At 68.5% G+C, this 15,259-nt stretch carries 12 protein-coding genes and 1 riboswitch; of the genes, 2 read left to right on the forward strand and 10 right to left on the reverse strand.

What is annotated here, in order from left to right:
• Window positions 1–40: 40 nt before the first annotated feature.
• Window positions 41–1,582, forward strand: a complete 1,542-nt coding sequence (locus ACFVIV_RS34670; RefSeq protein ID WP_379203813.1) for an MFS transporter — start codon at window positions 41–43, stop codon at window positions 1,580–1,582.
• Here ACFVIV_RS34670 and ACFVIV_RS34675 read toward each other — a convergent pair.
• The 3 genes from ACFVIV_RS34675 to ACFVIV_RS34685 all read right to left on the reverse strand — a co-directional run bounded on the left by ACFVIV_RS34675 (window position 1,560) and on the right by ACFVIV_RS34685 (window position 5,192).
• A complete protein-coding gene (locus ACFVIV_RS34675; RefSeq protein ID WP_379203815.1) occupies window positions 1,560–2,309 on the reverse strand; it encodes a glutamine amidotransferase in 750 nt (249 codons plus the stop codon). The two genes, ACFVIV_RS34670 and ACFVIV_RS34675, sit on opposite strands and share 23 nt — an antisense overlap.
• Before the next feature lie 77 nt (window positions 2,310–2,386).
• On the reverse strand, window positions 2,387–3,709 hold the full coding sequence (locus tag ACFVIV_RS34680) for a S1 family peptidase (protein WP_379203817.1): 1,323 nt from the start codon (window positions 3,707–3,709) through the stop codon (window positions 2,387–2,389).
• A 151-nt stretch (window positions 3,710–3,860) separates the two neighbouring features.
• Entirely contained in the window at window positions 3,861–5,192 is a 1,332-nt protein-coding gene (locus tag ACFVIV_RS34685; protein WP_379203819.1) for a putative glycoside hydrolase, read from the reverse strand.
• 123 nt (window positions 5,193–5,315) lie between these two features.
• On the opposite strand from ACFVIV_RS34685, the gene ACFVIV_RS34690 reads away from it, so the two are divergent.
• A complete protein-coding gene (locus ACFVIV_RS34690; protein WP_379203821.1) occupies window positions 5,316–6,332 on the forward strand; it encodes a polysaccharide deacetylase family protein in 1,017 nt (338 codons plus the stop codon).
• A 12-nt stretch (window positions 6,333–6,344) separates the two neighbouring features.
• Here the strand turns inward: ACFVIV_RS34690 and ACFVIV_RS34695 are convergent, their stop codons facing one another.
• The 7 genes from ACFVIV_RS34695 to ACFVIV_RS34725 form a co-directional block, all read right to left on the reverse strand.
• A complete protein-coding gene (locus tag ACFVIV_RS34695; protein ID WP_379203823.1) occupies window positions 6,345–7,628 on the reverse strand; it encodes a nitrate/sulfonate/bicarbonate ABC transporter ATP-binding protein in 1,284 nt (427 codons plus the stop codon).
• Window positions 7,629–7,665: 37 nt separating this feature from the next.
• Window positions 7,666–9,423 (reverse strand): ABC transporter permease, encoded by a 1,758-nt coding sequence (locus tag ACFVIV_RS34700; protein WP_379203825.1) that lies wholly within the window; start codon window positions 9,421–9,423, stop codon window positions 7,666–7,668.
• A 40-nt stretch (window positions 9,424–9,463) separates the two neighbouring features.
• Window positions 9,464–10,198 (reverse strand): hypothetical protein, encoded by a 735-nt coding sequence (locus tag ACFVIV_RS34705; protein ID WP_379203827.1) that lies wholly within the window; start codon window positions 10,196–10,198, stop codon window positions 9,464–9,466.
• Window positions 10,199–10,527: 329 nt separating this feature from the next.
• Window positions 10,528–10,698, reverse strand: a riboswitch (M-box (ykoK) riboswitch).
• Window positions 10,699–10,756: 58 nt separating this feature from the next.
• A complete protein-coding gene (locus tag ACFVIV_RS34710) occupies window positions 10,757–11,416 on the reverse strand; it encodes a phosphoribosyltransferase (RefSeq protein WP_379203829.1) in 660 nt (219 codons plus the stop codon).
• 232 nt (window positions 11,417–11,648) lie between these two features.
• Entirely contained in the window at window positions 11,649–11,840 is a 192-nt protein-coding gene (locus ACFVIV_RS34715; RefSeq protein WP_379203831.1) for a hypothetical protein, read from the reverse strand.
• Between the two features lie 36 nt (window positions 11,841–11,876).
• Window positions 11,877–13,583, reverse strand: a complete 1,707-nt coding sequence (locus ACFVIV_RS34720) for an AMP-binding protein (RefSeq protein WP_379203833.1) — start codon at window positions 13,581–13,583, stop codon at window positions 11,877–11,879.
• Window positions 13,580–15,235 carry an AMP-binding protein gene (locus ACFVIV_RS34725; RefSeq protein WP_379203835.1) on the reverse strand — a complete coding sequence of 552 codons (1,656 nt, stop codon included), beginning with the start codon at window positions 15,233–15,235 and terminating at the stop codon, window positions 13,580–13,582. The genes ACFVIV_RS34720 and ACFVIV_RS34725 overlap by 4 nt, the downstream gene beginning before the upstream one ends.
• Window positions 15,236–15,259 lie beyond the last annotated feature (24 nt).

Raw genomic sequence — 15,259 nt, forward strand, 5'->3', positions numbered from 1 at the left:
CGTAGCGATACTGTTAGTACTGTTTGTCGGGGAGGTCCCGATGGTGTCCACCGGGCAGCGCACGGCGACTCGGCTCTCGCGGGCGCACCGCTGGATGCTGGCGGTATCCGGCCTGTCCGTGGCGCTGGTGGTCGCGGCCATGGCCGCACTGTATTCCGCGCTACCCGGCATCGCCGCCGAAACCGGTGTCGCCCAGCAGCAATTGACCTGGGTCGTGGACGGCTACACCCTCGCGCTGGCCTGTCTGGTCCTGCCGGCGGGCGCGCTCGGTGATCGATGGGGACGGCGCGTGGTGCTCATTGCCGGCATGGCGGTGTTCACCCTCGGCTCGGCCGCGCCGCTGCTGTTCGACGGCCCGATCGGCTTGATCGCGGCGCGCGCGGTCGCGGGCGTGGGCGCTGCATTCGTCATGCCGTCGACCCTGTCGCTGCTCACCGCCGGCTTTCCCGAGGAACGCCGCGGGCAGGCGGTGGGCGTGTGGGCGGGTGTGGCGGGATCCGGTGGCGCACTGGGGATCATCGGCTCCGGGCTGCTCTTGCAGTGGCTGCCCTGGCAATCGATCTTCATCGGTATGACGGTCATCGGTGCGCTGCTGCTGGCGGCGAGCTGCACCGTCTCCGAATCCATTGCGGCCGAACGGCCTCCGCTGGACCTGTGGGGATCCGTGACGGTGGCCGCGGCGGTCGGCCTGGTCGTTGTCGCCGCCATCGAGGCGCCCGCGCGGGGCTGGCTGGATCCGCTGGTGCTCGGCACGCTCTGCGGCGGTGTCGCCGCGGCCGCGGTCTTCGTCTTGATCGAAGTGCGCACCACCCATCCGCTGCTCGATGTCCGCCTGTTCCGGGACCGCGGATTCGGCAGCGGCACAGTGTCATTGACCATGCAGTTCCTGGTGTCCTTCGGGCTGTTCATGCTGCTGGTCCAGTTCCTGCAACTGATCCTCGGCTATTCTCCGCTGCTCGCCTCGCTGGCCATGGGCCCGATGATCGTTCCCCTGGTGGCGGTTTCGCTGTTCACGCATCGCCTGGTCGATCGTTTCGGTCTGCGCGCGGTGACCTTCACCGGCCTGACCCTGGTCGGCGGCGGCCTGCTGGCCATTGCCCGATTGGACCTGTCCAGCGGGTATCTCGACGTCCTCGGTTCCCTATTGGTCATGAGCACCGGGATGGGCCTGAGCAGCGCTCCCGCCACGGCCGCCATTGTCGCCGGGACCCCCGTGGCCAAACACGGTGTCGCCGCCGCCGTGAACGACGCCGCCCGCGAAATCGGCGCGGCCCTGGGCATTGCCATTGCCGGCAGCGTCCTGGCCGCCGGGTACTCCAATCACATCGCGCCCGCGCTGCCCCGGCTGCCCGAGGCGGCTCGCGGCCCGGTCGGCGATTCGCTCGCCGCCGCCCTTCAGGTCGCCGACCGCGCCGGACCGCAGGCCCAGCCGCTGATCGACTTCGCCAAAACCGCATTCCTGCAAGGCTTTCAGCAAGCGGGAACCGTCCTGGGCATACTGATGCCGGCAGCGGCGGTGGTGATCGCGGCGTGGGCCCCGGGCCGCCCGCGCCGCCGAGCTACGGCGCGCCGCCCCCATTGATGTACCGGGCGGCGAACCTGCGCAGGATCCGCATGGGTTCGGTGATCGTCTCGCGGTGCCCGAGTTCGGTGAGGTAATCCGCCTCGCCGGGATCGAAATAGCCTGCGTGGCGGTAGATCTCGATGCGCAGCGCGAGTCCCGCGCCGTCGAGTTCCGGATGGAATTGGGTGGCGTACACATTGGCGCCGACCCGGACCATCTGCACGGGGCAGCCGGCCGATTCGGCCAGCAGGACGGCCCCGGGCGGCACCTGCTGACAGGATTCCTTGTGCCCCACGAAGGCCCGGAAGGCCGGTTCGATCCCGTGCACCAGCGGATCCGCCCGCCCCTGATCGGTCAGCTCGATGGTCGTCGCGCCCGCGGTCTCGCTGTAGCGCCCGGTGCCCACCTGCCCGCCCAGCACATCCGCGAGTATCCCCAGGCCGTAGCAGGCGCCCAGATACGGAAAGTCGCGTTCCACCACCTCGGTGACCAGCTTCTTCAGCTTGGGCTCGAACTCCCGCTGATAGTCGTACTTCTTCGCCTCGGGACTGCTCACATTGCTGGGCCCGCCGCCCACGATGACCGCCGAATAGTCGTCGAGGTCCAGATCCGGATACCCCTGATCCATCTGCACCCGCGCCACCTCGCTCACCGCGAGACCGCCCGCGCGCAGAATGGCCTGGTACTCGTCGTCCGCCGCGGCGGCCTCGGGTCGCAGCTGCAGCAGCAGGCAGGGCTTGGGCATGTTCAGATTGTGGAAGATCGGCGGTCCCGGCAGTCGGGTATTCGCTCATTGGGCGCGTCGGTGGCGCACACCGGCCATCAATTCACGCGTATCCGGACATCGGGGTTCTCGCTCAGCACGGTGTGCACGGGCTGGAAGTTGCTGACGTTCTCCGGGGTGCAGTAGTTGTGGCTGCCCGTGCTCACAATGCCGAGCGCCTTGGTTCCGGTGATGCCGGCGCCGCCGCTGTCGCCGCTGATGGTGCAGATGCTCGCGGCGAACATGCCTTCCAGCCGCACCCGGTCCAGCGGCCGCCCGGGCAGACCGCCCGCGTACAGGGTGCGATCGATCTCGAGGATCGTTCCGCAGGTGAATCCGGTGGTCCGCCCCGCCTTGCAGACCGGCGCCCCGACGACCGGCATGGCGACGCCGTCGACGGGCAGCGGTTGGGGCGCGGCGGTGGTGAACACCGCGACGGCCGTCGTGGCCGGGGGTTCGGTCGGTAGCTCCCGAAGCTCCGTCGACACCAGGTTGTTCCGGAATCCGGCTCGGTACCGCTCATTGATCCCGATGATCGAGTAGTCGCGGGGGCCCATGACCGCCTTGACGAAGTGGCCCATCGCCTCGCCGCGCTCGTCGCCGAGGGTCTCGAAGATCTGCCGCGGTTCTCGGGTCCGCGCTTCCGACCGCGCGATATTGTTCGGATCGCAGTGTCCCGCACTGATATTGAGTGTGTCACCGCCCGCCGTCGTGGCGTGGAAGCCGAGCGAGCACAGCGCGTTCCGGTCGCCGAACTCGACGCCGTACTCGTGCCCGCCGTGGAACTCCCGCCCGGGCGCGCGTCCCGCGATGTCCGCGGCCCGCGCGGGCCCCGACACGGCCGGGCCGATGGGCGCCGCGAGGCCCGCCGAGACCAGCGCCGGGCCGAGTGTCTCGGGCAGCATCGGCCGGCCGGTGGTGTAGATCGCGACGGTATTGCGCTGCACATCGATGGCCGAGGCGACCAGGCTGCCCGCGATCTCGGGTTGCTGCGCGGCATACCAGCGCTCGACGTCGAGCCGGCGTGCCCGTAGCGTCTGCGTGCTGTGCATGACCTGCGTCGTGCCGAATCCGGCCGCGAGCGCCGCCTGGCGTGCCGCGCCCTCCTCGGCGCCCGCGGTGAGGGCGACGATCGGCCGTCCCCGGTCGTCGAGTCGCGCGCCCGCCCACACCGTCGCGAAGTCCCGCTGCGCTCTCGTCTCGAACTCGGCGAGCCGATGGGCGGTGGCGGCCCGCTTCAGATACTCGCCGGTGTCGATGCGCAGATCGCGCTCGATCGCGGCGACGAGCCCGGCCGGCAGCGCGCTGCGCGGTGGCTGCGCCCCGGCGACCGGCACGGCCGAGCCGGTGGTCGCGAGCAGTGCGCACGCGCCGATGATCATGCGGCGAACAGTGGTGGGACAGCCCATCGATCTGCCTCTCGCCCGATCCGATCTTGACGACCGTCCCTCACTGTATGCCCGAAATATCGCTTTACCCGGGATTGCCCGTCCCTCTGCGCGCTGCGTCCGGAGAACGGCGCCGCCGCTGCGGTCAGGGCAGGTCGATACCGCCGCCGTGATACCGCGTGGCGGCATTCCACAGGAAGAAACTGTCGATGCCCGCGTCGCGGGTGGCGTCGATCTGGGCCCGGACCTCGGCATCGCCGTAGCTCACACCGAGGCTGAAATCCTGCAGCCACGGAACGACTTTCGCGCCGGTGCCCGCGGTGCGGGCGTGGAAGTCCTGCAGCGAGCGGAAGATGATGTCGTAGGGCTGGCCGTTGGGATGCGCCACGCCGTACTCGCCGGAGTTCCAGTGCGACGGGTAGAGCATGGGCGCGACGAAGTCGACATTGCGGGCCATGAGCGGAATGTCCTGGGCGATCTCGTCCGGCCGGGTGGCGGCGATGCCATAGACCGCGGCGCTCAGGTGCGCACCGGCCCGGTGCACCGGATCCCGGCTCTGCGCCAGGAAATTCGCGATGGCGACGGCGGGGGAGTCGGTGAGACCGGCGAAGACCATGCTCGACAGGCTGCCGTCCGGGCGGCGGATGTAGTCGTACATGACGCCGTCGAACCCGAGCTGCGCGGCCTCCACGGCCAGGTCGATGTTGTACTGGCGCACTTCGGGATTCGCCACGTTGGAGAAGGCCATCGGCCCGTAGTGGCTGGAATACGGCTGACCGGACGGGTTCTGCAGGACCCAGTCCGGCCGCCCGTTGTGCCAGGCCCACTCGGCAATGGTCGGATCCCGGAATGCGACGATGCGGCCGACCACCTGCAAACCCATGTCGTGCAGCTGCCGCAGCGCGGCGGGCGCGTCGTAGATGCCTTGGGCGGCACCGGAATCACGGGCGAGCGGCACCTGTGAGTCGTAGCCGACGACGCCGTCCTCGTCCTTGATATCGAGCTGGACGGTGTCGATCCGGCCCTCGCGCGCCAGGTCGAGCACGGCTTCCCGCAGGCCCTCGTGCGACCAGGCGTGGGCGGTCACGTGCACGGCGCGCAGGCGCGGCAGCGCGACGGTCGTGGCGACGGTGCGGCTGCTCTGATTGCCCGCCGCATCCGCCGCGACGACCTCCAGGGCGGGCGCCCACGGCGCGGAGATCTCGAAGGCCCCGCCGGGTCCGGGCGTCACCGCCACCGTGCCGATCGATACCCGGGTGGCATCGGTTGCGGTGCCGCGCACCACAACCGGGCCGCGATACGAGGGCACGGCATCCGGCGCGCTCACCTCCAAGCCCGGTGGGGTGGTATCGGCGGGCGGGGGACTGGACGGTCTGCCCAGTGCGAAACCGGCGACCAGCGAGACCACCAGGATGGTGAGGACAGCACCGAAAGCGATGATCGCCAATCGCTGCCGATTGGCCGACCGGAGCCGCATAAGCAACGCGTACACCAACTTCCACCAGGTATGTGTCAGGGCCACTATCCCGCAGTTCCGCTGCGGACTCCCGGTTTTCCGAAGATCAACTGAAAACCGTTGTTGCCGCGTAACGTTCCCTTGATGGTGCGGGGTTCGGTCACCGTCGTTCGGTTGGTCTCGGCGGTGCTGGTGTGCGCGGGGCTCGCCGCGTGCGGGGCAGACAACGAAACGGTTCCGGCCGGGCCGACGGCGACACCCGGAACGGCAACGGAATCGACACAGCCGCCCCCGAATCCGGCCGAGATCGCCGCCAATGAACTGGGTCTCGTCCCGGTGCTCATGTATCACCAGCTCTCGCCGCACCCGGCGGGTGACTACGACCAGACCCCCGAGGAGTTCCGCGACGAACTGGAGCGGCTCTACCGCGAGGGCTACCGCCCGGTGACCGCCGCCCAGTACATCTCCGGCCGGATCGACCTGCCCGCCGGCACCCATCCGGTCGTCCTCACCTTCGACGACTCCACCCGCAGCCAGCTCGCCTTCACCGACAGCGGGGCCGTGGATCCGAACTGCGCCGCCGGCATCCTCGCCGAATTCGCCGCCCGCTACCCGGATTTCAACCCCAAGGCCACCTTCTACATCAATAACGAGCCCTTCGGCGGCGACCCGCGCGCCCTGCCCTGGCTGGTCGCGCAAGGCCACGAAATCGGTGCGCACACCGCCAACCACGCCAACCTCGCAGGCTTGGACGCCGACGGCGTGCAGCGCGAACTGGTCGAGAACATCCGCGCCATCACCGCCGCCGCACCGGGAATCACGGTGCGCACCCTGGCATTACCGCTCGGCGTCCAGCCCCGTGATCGCGGCCTGACCACCGCCGGCAGCTGGGACGGCACCTCCTATGCTTTCGACGCGGTCATGCTGGTCGGCTCGAATCCGGCTCCGGCACCGTACGGCCCGGTGGATCCGGCCGGTGTGCCCCGCATCCGATCCGGCCACGACACCGTGCCCTTCGATTCGGCCTATTGGCTGGACCGGCTCGCCGCGAATCCCGCCGACCGCTACACCTCCGACGGCGACCCGCTGCGAATCTCGTTCCCCCAGCGCCTGACCGGCGACCTCGCTCCCCGCTGGGCGGCGCAGGCCCGGGCCTACTGACCGCCCTGGCCGTCACGCCGCGAGCGGGTCCCGGGTGAGCAGATGCTCGCCCGCATCGTATTCGTAGAGCTCGCCGTAGCGGCCCCAGTCGACGGCAATGCGGAGCTGGCGGCGGGCCGCGTCCTCGGTGAAGCCGCGGCGCAGCAGGTCGAGGAAGAAGCCGTCGTGCAGGCGATGGTTGGGCGCGCTGGACAGGGCGTGGTCAATGGCCGCGACCAGGGGCGCGTTGGTGCGGGCCAGGCGGGCGAAAATCCTTTTGGCGGTGTCGATGTCGGCCTCGGCGAAGTTGCGTCCGTCGAGGGTGAGCTCGAGATCGGCGTCGGTGGTGACGGCCAGGCCGAGCAGCGTGGCGGCATCCACCAGCGGCATCAGATCGTCGAGCTCGAAGCGCAGATCACCGGCCAGTTTGGGCAGATCGGCGCGGCCGCCGTCGGCGGCCACCAGGTCCAGCATGCCGCCCATGCCGTCCACGCTGGCATCGGGCAGCGGCCGGGTGGCCGGGGTGGGCGCGATCGAGCGGTCGCCGTCGAACGCGGTGTCGGTGAGCATGCGGTAGGCCTGATCGACAATATTGAGGAAGTGCCGGCCGCGGGTGTCGCGCGGATGCTCGAGGGGGATGCGGATCTCGCCCTTGATGCGGCCGGGATTGGTGTCCAGCACCAGGATTCGATCCGCCAGCTGCACCGCCTCCTCGATATTGTGGGTGACCATCAGCACGGTCCGGGTGGGGAAATCGCTCTGCGCCCAGAGCCGGATGAGCTGACCGCGCAGGTTCTCCGCGGTCAGCACGTCCAGCGCCGAGAACGGCTCGTCCATGAGCAGCACCTCCGGCTGCACCACCAGGGCGCGGGCGAACCCCACGCGCTGGCGCATGCCGCCGGAAAGCTCCTTCGGATAGGCGTTTTCGAATCCGTCCAGCCCGATCATGTCGATGGCGGCCATGGTGCGCTGGGTGCGTTCGGGTTCGGGCACGCCCAGGGCGCGCAGCCCGAGTTCGACGTTCTGCTGCACGGTCAGCCACGGCAGCAGCGCGAAGGTCTGGAACACCATGGCGGTGCCGTCGTTGGGCGCGCTGATCTCGCTGTCGCGATAGCGCGCCACGCCCGCCGAGGGCCGCACCAGACCCGCGATGATGCGCAGCAGGGTGGACTTGCCGGAGCCGGATTTGCCCAGCAGCGCGACGATTTCGCCGTCGCGCAGTTCGAGAGACACATTCGAGAGCACCGGCAGCTGCGCACCGGAGGGGTTGGTGAAGTTCTTGGTGACGCGGTCGACGGTGATGACGGCAGTGGTCATGTCGGTCCTCCAATCGGAGAGTCGGAAGGGAGTGGGTTTACAGCAGGGCGAAGCGCTTCTCCGCCGTGAGCTGCAGCCGCCGCCAGACGAGGCGGTTGATGGTCACGGTCACGATGCTCATGACCACGGTGCCGAGCAGCACCTTCGCGAAGTCGTTGTCGGCGGTCGCGTTGGTGATGTACGCGCCGAGCCCGAACGCCTCGAGATGGGTGCCGCCGGAATCGACGACCTCGCCGACCAGGGTCGCGTTCCACGCGCCGCCGAAGGCGGTGATGGCGCCGACCACATAGCCGGGCGCGATGGCGGGCAGGATCAGCGACTTCCAGCGCTGCGCGCCGCGCACGCCCAGATCGTCCATGGCCTCGCGCAGATCGGTCGGGATCTGCCCGGCCGCCGCGATCACATTGAACAGCACGTACCACTGCGCGCCCAGCGCCATGAGCACGGTGCCGCCGATATTCAGCGAGATCCCGGTGTAGGTCAGCGCGGCGATGACGAAGATGTACAGGAACTGCGCCGGGAAACTGGCCAGCACCTGCACCACCGGCTGCGCGAACCGGCAGATGCGCGGGTTCATGCCGATCCACACGCCGACCGGCACCCACACCACGGTGGAGACCACCAGCAGCACGATCACCCGGCTGAGACTGGCCAGGCCCATGAGCGCCGTCGGCCCGAATTCCGCCAGGCCGACCGTCCTTTCGAAATAGGTGGCCAGCGTCCAGATGCCCCAGGCGATCGCGGCGAACAGCACTCCGAAGAACAGCACGTCACCGGCCGGGCTCGAATTGCCCTGGTCGTAAGCGGATTTGGTGCTGCGTCCGAAAATCCGCATGGCACGGTCGATTCCGTCGGCCGCAGGTCGCAACCGCCGTCCGATCCGCGCGGGCACCGTGGTGCGCCGCAGCAGATCGAGCACCAGACTCCTGGGCGCGGAGGCGCTTTCGGTGTGCTCCACCCGGAACCGCTCCGACCACGCCGTGAGCGGCCGCCAGAACAGCACGTTCACCAGCACGATGGTGGCGACCATGACCGCCGCGCCCAGCAGCAGATCGCCCACCGCCGCCTCGGCGGTCGCCGCGGCGATGAAGCTGCCCATACCGGGCAGCGCCTCGTCATTGCCGGCCACGCTGATCACCTCGGAGGAGGCCAGCATGAACCAGGCGCCGCCGAAGCTCATCATGCCGTTCCAGATCATCGGGACCATGGCCGTCGGCACCTCCAGGCGTCCCAGCCGCTGCCACCGGGTCAGCCGCATCATGCGGGTCGCCTCGTCGAGCTCGCGCGGCATATTGCGCAGCGCCTGGTAGTAGGCGAAGGTCATGTTCCACGCCATGGCGGTGAAGATCGCGAATACGCACGCCGCCTCCGCGCCCAGGTAGGAGCCCGGGAACATGGCGACGAAGGCGGTCACCGTGATCGACACCAGCGCCAGCACCGGCACCGACTGCAGCACGTCGAGCATGGGAATCAGGACCTTCTCCGCCCGCCGCGACCGCGCCGCCCACTGACCGACGATCAGGGTGAACACGATCGAGGCGGCCAGGCCCAGGAACATGCGCAGCGTGGTGCGCGCCGCGTAGTAGGGCAATTCGCGCGGATCGGTGGAGACGGTGTCGGAGCCGGCGCCCGGGGTCCAGGGCACCGACATATCGCGGAACAGGCGCAGCACCAGGATGGTCAGCGCGACGCCGCCCGCGATGAGCAGATAGTCCGCCGGGCGCAGCCGCCCGCGCGCCCGGGTGCGGTCCGGGGCGGTCCCGGGGTGGTTCGGAATTGCCAGTTCGGCAGTCATGATGAGATCTCCTCTCGGTGAGAGGCGTTGCCGCCCTTGGTCAGTCGTTCGCCGCGACGGCGGGCGGCGCGGTCATGACGTTGTAGAAGTGCACGGCCGAGGCGATCAGCGCGGGCACGCCGATCAGCAGGTTGAACACGACCACGCCCATACCGGCCCCGGTCACCGCGCCGGTGAGACAGCCGGCGATGGCGCCGGGCAGCGCCAGGGTGAAGGCGCTCGGAAAGCCGGCGGCGGTGAGGCCGAGCAGGCCGAGCACCACACAGCCGAGGGGCGCGCCGACAATGGCGCCGAGCAGGGTGCCCACCGCCACGGTCACGGCGAGCTCATTGTTCAGATTGCCCATGGCGGTGTTGAACCGATCCTCCGGACTGTCCCCGGCAATGGCCTGCGCCCCGGCCATCTCGTGCCGTTCCGCGTCGGTGACGGGCCGGCCCCGGTCCAGGCGCGGAGTCAACGTGGCGGTGTTGCCGTCGATCCGGGCGTCGATGGGATACGCGGTGTCCTGCCGCGTGATGGTCAAGGGGATCGCGGCGACCACGACGTCGTCCGGGCCGACGATCCGCAGCTGATCGCCGGTGCGGCGCAGGCTGCCGATATCGGTGCGCAGCACCACGTTTCGGTCGACGATGCGGGCGTCGCCGCGCACCCGGCCGTTGTCGATGGCGGTGGCGGGCTGTTGTGTCTGCGGAGGTTGAGCCGGGCTGGTGGCCTGGCTGCCGAGTACGGCCGCGATGGTCACCGCGGCGGTGAGCATGATCATGCGAATTCGCATTGGATTCGTCCCTCTGAATACCGTTGCCCATGACTGTTTGCGGGCACGTTCGATCACCGTCGGCGCACGGTCGTGCGGACGGCAGCATGGATCGGCGAAATTCCGGATTCAGCGTGAATTTCGCAGGCGGGAATTCCGGCAGCGCACGGCGCTGTCGAAATGCCGGTGAATTATGGTGTGGTCTTTATCGGCCCGAACCGGAGGTGTGGGGCCGGTCCGGAGACTCCGGACTATCAGCGGGCGTCATATGGCTGCCCCGACCTCCTCACTACGGATACGCGATACATCGGCGCACTAGGGGGAGAAGGCCCGGTGGAACCGGATTCGGGCGGACACCCCTCTCGTCAGAGCTTCGGCACTGCACGACGTGTTCCACAATGGGAAAGCCACTTTGGATAACCCCTTAATCCGGAGCTATCTGTCCTAACCTTGGGCGTCTCTCGACGTCGTCAGATCAGTGGCCTGTGTTCGTACAGGAGCCTCGCCTATCGAGGTGCACAACTCAACGTAGAGACGGCTCGGGGGAAAGTCAATTCGTATTCGGCGACGTGACGACTTTCACCGCGGATCCGGTAGCCAGGGCAGCGTATTCGCACTCAGCAGTGCGGCGATATCGGCGGCGCCGGTTTCGGTGTCGTGCCGATAGCATCCCGCGGCCACCGGCGGCTGGGTGGTGGCGTGCGGGCAGACCACCTTGTCGGCGTAGGCGGTGAGCGCGCGTAAATCCTGGTAGCTGCCCACCGGCACGGCCACCACAATGCGAATCGCCCCCTGTACCCGCGCCATTCGGCACGCGTCGCGCAGCGCGGTGGTGTCGGTCAGGCAGTCGTCGACCAGGACGACGGTGCGATCGGCCAGCGCCACCCGGGGCTGGTTGCCGCGGTAGGCGAACGCCTCGCGGCGCAGGCGCAGGGCCTGCGCCGCTTCGGCATACGTGCGTTCCGGCGTGCCGAGGCCGCCGCCCGCCAGCGCCGCCGTATCGACGATGCGGGCGGAGTCCTCGCCGAGAATCCCGTAGACCAGATCGGGCCGGCGGGCCACGGCGAGGGCGCGGATCAGCATGACATCGAGCAGAACGTGCAGTTCGGCGGCAATGGCGGAGGCCACCCGCACCCCGCCGCCGGGGCGGGCGAGCAGCACCACGTCAGGGCCGCGAAAGGCCGTGAGCAGCCCGGCCAACTGCCGGCCCGCCTCGGTGCGATCGGTGAACGGCGGCATCCGCATCCCCGCCCCCGGTCGTCAACTCGGGCCCGGGCATGCGGTGCGACGGTCGCTCCAGCGGGTAACCGTAGACATCGCACGCCCTCTCCGGTGAGCTGCCACGGGACGAGCCGAAGAGCGCGCTCAGCTGGGCAGGACCCCAGTGTAGCGCCGTCCGACCTGGTGTTTCGGCGCTTCGCGCAGGTCCGAAATCCATTGTGCCGCGTGGTGATCGCCCGGGCGTGTCCGGTTACGCCCGCATGAATGTGGCCGCGATATTCCAGAACCTCCTCCGGTCGACCGCGTGGAAATCCCATGTCTCGGCGATATTGCGCGTCGCGGTGACGATCCCGCTCACGTCGAAGTCCTCGCGCGTGGCGGTGCCCTTCTCTTCCAGGGCGGCGATGACGTAAGCGGTCGCGGTTTCCACGGTGTGGGACACCAAGGCTCCAATCGGTCGTCCGGATAGGGATATGGATCAGTGCTTCTCGGTCAGAACATCCTCATAGCGGTACTCGGTTGGAATAAGGTTGCCGTCCGCGTGCGCCTGGGCCTCACGCTGGCGCAGATCGACGCGGCGGATCTTCCCGGAGATGGTTTTCGGCAGCTCCGCGAATTCGACGCGCCGCACCCGCAGATAGGGGGCCAGGTGGTCGCGCGCGTATTCGAGGATGCTGCGGGCAGTTTCGGCGGTGGGCTCCCAGCCGGCGGCCAGGGCGACATACGCCTTGGGCACGGCCAAGCGGGTGTCGTCCGGCTGCGGGACCACGGCGGCTTCCACCACGGCCGGATGTTCGATGAGGACGGATTCCAATTCGAACGGTGACACCTTGTAATCCGAGGATTTGAAGACGTCGTCGGTGCGGCCGATATAGGTGATGTAGCCGTCGTCGTCGCGGGAAGCCACGTCGCCGGTGTGGTAGTAGCCATCGGCCATGACGGCGGCATTGCGTTCCGGGTCGCCGAGATAGCCGGTCATCAGGTTCACTGGTGTGGCGGAAAGGTCGAGGCAGATCTCCCCTTCGTCGCTGATCTTACCCGTAATGGGGTCCACCAGCACCACCGGAACGCCGGGCGCCGGTCGGCCCATCGAACCGGGCTTGATCGGCTGCCCAGGTGTATTCCCAACTTGCAGTGTGGTTTCCGTCTGCCCGAACCCATCACGGATGGTGAGACCCCAAGCTTTCTCCACCTGCGTAATGACATCGGGGTTGAGTGGCTCACCGGCGCCCAGGATTTCGCGCAGCCCGGCGGGCCGCTCCCCGAGATCGGCCTGAATCAGCATGCGCCACACGGTCGGCGGGGCGCAGAAGGTGTTGACCTGTGCGCGGCGCAGCTGTTCCAGCAGGGCGGCGGCATCGAATCGGGCGTAGTTGTAGACGAAGATGGTGGCCTCGGCCAGCCAGGGCGTGAAGAAGCACGACCAGGCGTGCTTGGCCCAGCCCGGCGCGCTGATGGCCAGATGCACATCGCCGGGGCGGACCCCGATCCAGTACATGGTCGACAGGTGGCCGACCGGATAGCTGACCTGCGAATGCTGCACCATCTTGGGCTTGCTGGTGGTGCCGGAGGTGAAATACACCAGCAGCGGATCCTCGACCGTGGTGATCGCCGAGTACGGCCCCGCTGACAGGGTCATGGCGGCCTCGGCGTAGGAATGCCAGCCGGATACCCGCTCGCCCACCACGATTCGGGTGTAGTCGCCGGGCACGCGGTCGAATTTGGCGGTGTCGGCGGTATTGGCGATCACGAAACCCGCTCCGCCGCGCACGATCCGGTCGGTGAGATCGTCGGGTCCCAGCGCCGCGGTGGTCGGCATGATGACCGCGCCGAGCTTGGCCACCGCCAGCATGGCCTCCCATAGCTCGGCCTGATTGCCGAGCATGAGCATGACCCGATCGCCCTTGCCCACGCCCAGCCCGGCCAGCCAGGTGGCGACCTGATCGGAGCGCTGCGCCATGGCGTCGAAGCTGATGCGCACTTCGCTGCCGTCCTCCTCGACGATCCACAGCGCCGGGCGGTCGTTGCCGCGCGCGATGGCGTCGAACCAGTCGGTGGCCCAGTTGAATACACCGGTCAATCGCGGCCATTCGAACGTGCGAAGCGCCGCATCGTAGTCGGCGCCGACGGCTAGTAGGCCGTCGCGAGCCGCCCGGTAGGCGGCGGTGTTGTCGGGTGCGGTCACGCGTCCTCCTCGGACAGGCCGAGCAGGCGCGCGCTGACCGCGCGCATCTCGACCTTGCGGATCTTGCCGGTCACCGTCATCGGGAACTCGTCGACGACGTGGACGTAGCGGGGAATCTTGAAGTGCGCCAGCTTGCCGAGGCAGAACTCGCGCAGGGTCTCGGCGGTCAGCGCGTCCGCGCCCTCGCGCATGCGGATCCAGGCCATGAGCTCTTCGCCGTATTTGGCGTCGGGCACGCCGATCACCTGGGCGTCCAGGATGTCGGGATGGGTGTAGAGGAATTCCTCGATCTCGCGCGGGTAGATGTTCTCGCCGCCGCGGATGACCATGTCCTTGATACGGCCGGTAATCGCGACATACCCGTCGGAGTCCATGGTGGCCAGATCGCCGGTGTGCATCCAGCGGGCGGAATCGATTGCCTCCGCGGTCTTCCCGGGATCGTTCCAGTAGCCGAGCATGACCGAGTAGCCGCGCGTGCACAGTTCGCCGGGTTCGCCGCGCGGCACGGTCAGGCCGGTCGCCGGATCGACGATCTTGATCTCGATGTGCGGCCCGGCCCGGCCGACGGTGGCGGTGCGCTGCACCAGGGTGTCATCGGCGCGGGTCTGGGTGGACACCGGCGCGGTTTCGGTCATGCCGTAGCAGATGCTCACCTCGCGCATGCCCATGCGCTCGATGACCTGCTTCATCACCTCCACCGGGCACGGCGATCCGGCCATGATCCCGGTGCGCAGTGCGGACAGATCGAAGGTATCGAACTCCGGGTCGGCCAGTTCGGCGATGAACATGGTCGGCACCCCGTACAGCGAGGTGCAGCGTTCGGCGGCAACGGCTTCCAGGGTCGCCCGCGGGTCGAAGGACGGCGCCGGTATGACCATGGCGGCGCCGTGACTGGTGGCGGCCAGATTGCCCATCACCATGCCGAAGCAGTGATAGAACGGCACCGGAATGCAGATGCGATCCTGCTCGGTGTACCCGCACAGCTCGCCCACGAAGTAGCCGTTGTTGAGGATGTTGTGGTGCGACAGCGTCGCGCCCTTGGGGAAACCCGTGGTGCCCGAGGTGTATTGGATATTGATCGGATCGTCGGGCGATAGGCTCGCCTGCGCCAGCGTCAGCGCCGCCGGATCGGCCACCCGGCCGGTTTCGAACAGCTGCCGCCACTCGGTGCTGTCGAGCAGCACCACCTGCTCGAGTTCCGGGCATTCCGGGCGCACCGCCCCGATCATGGCCGCGTAGTCGGAGCCCTTGAACTCCGGCGCGGCTATGAGCGCGCGAATTCCGGCCTGCTGCAGCACGTACCGTAGTTCGTGCGCGCGATAGGCCGGATTGATGTTCACCAGGATGGCGCCGATCTTCGCGGTCGCGTACTGCGTCAGAGTCCATTGCGGACAGTTCGGCGCCCATACCCCCACCCGGTCACCTTTACCCAGCCCGGCCGCCAGCAAACCTCGGGCCAGCGCGTCGACCTCCGCCACGAACTCGCGATAGGTCCAGCGCACCCCGGAGGTGTAGTCGATCAAGGCCTCGCGGTCCGGGTGCGCGGCCGCGGTGCGATCCAGATTGTCGCCGATGGTGTCCCCGAGCAGCGGTGCGCCCCAGACGCCGAAGGTATAGCTCGCCGACCCGAGCCGGCCCGTGCTTGTGCTCACTTCGATAGGATCCACGTCACACTC

It is taken from the genome of Nocardia sp. NPDC127526, assembly GCF_042672265.1.
Lineage (GTDB): Bacteria > Actinomycetota > Actinomycetes > Mycobacteriales > Mycobacteriaceae > Nocardia.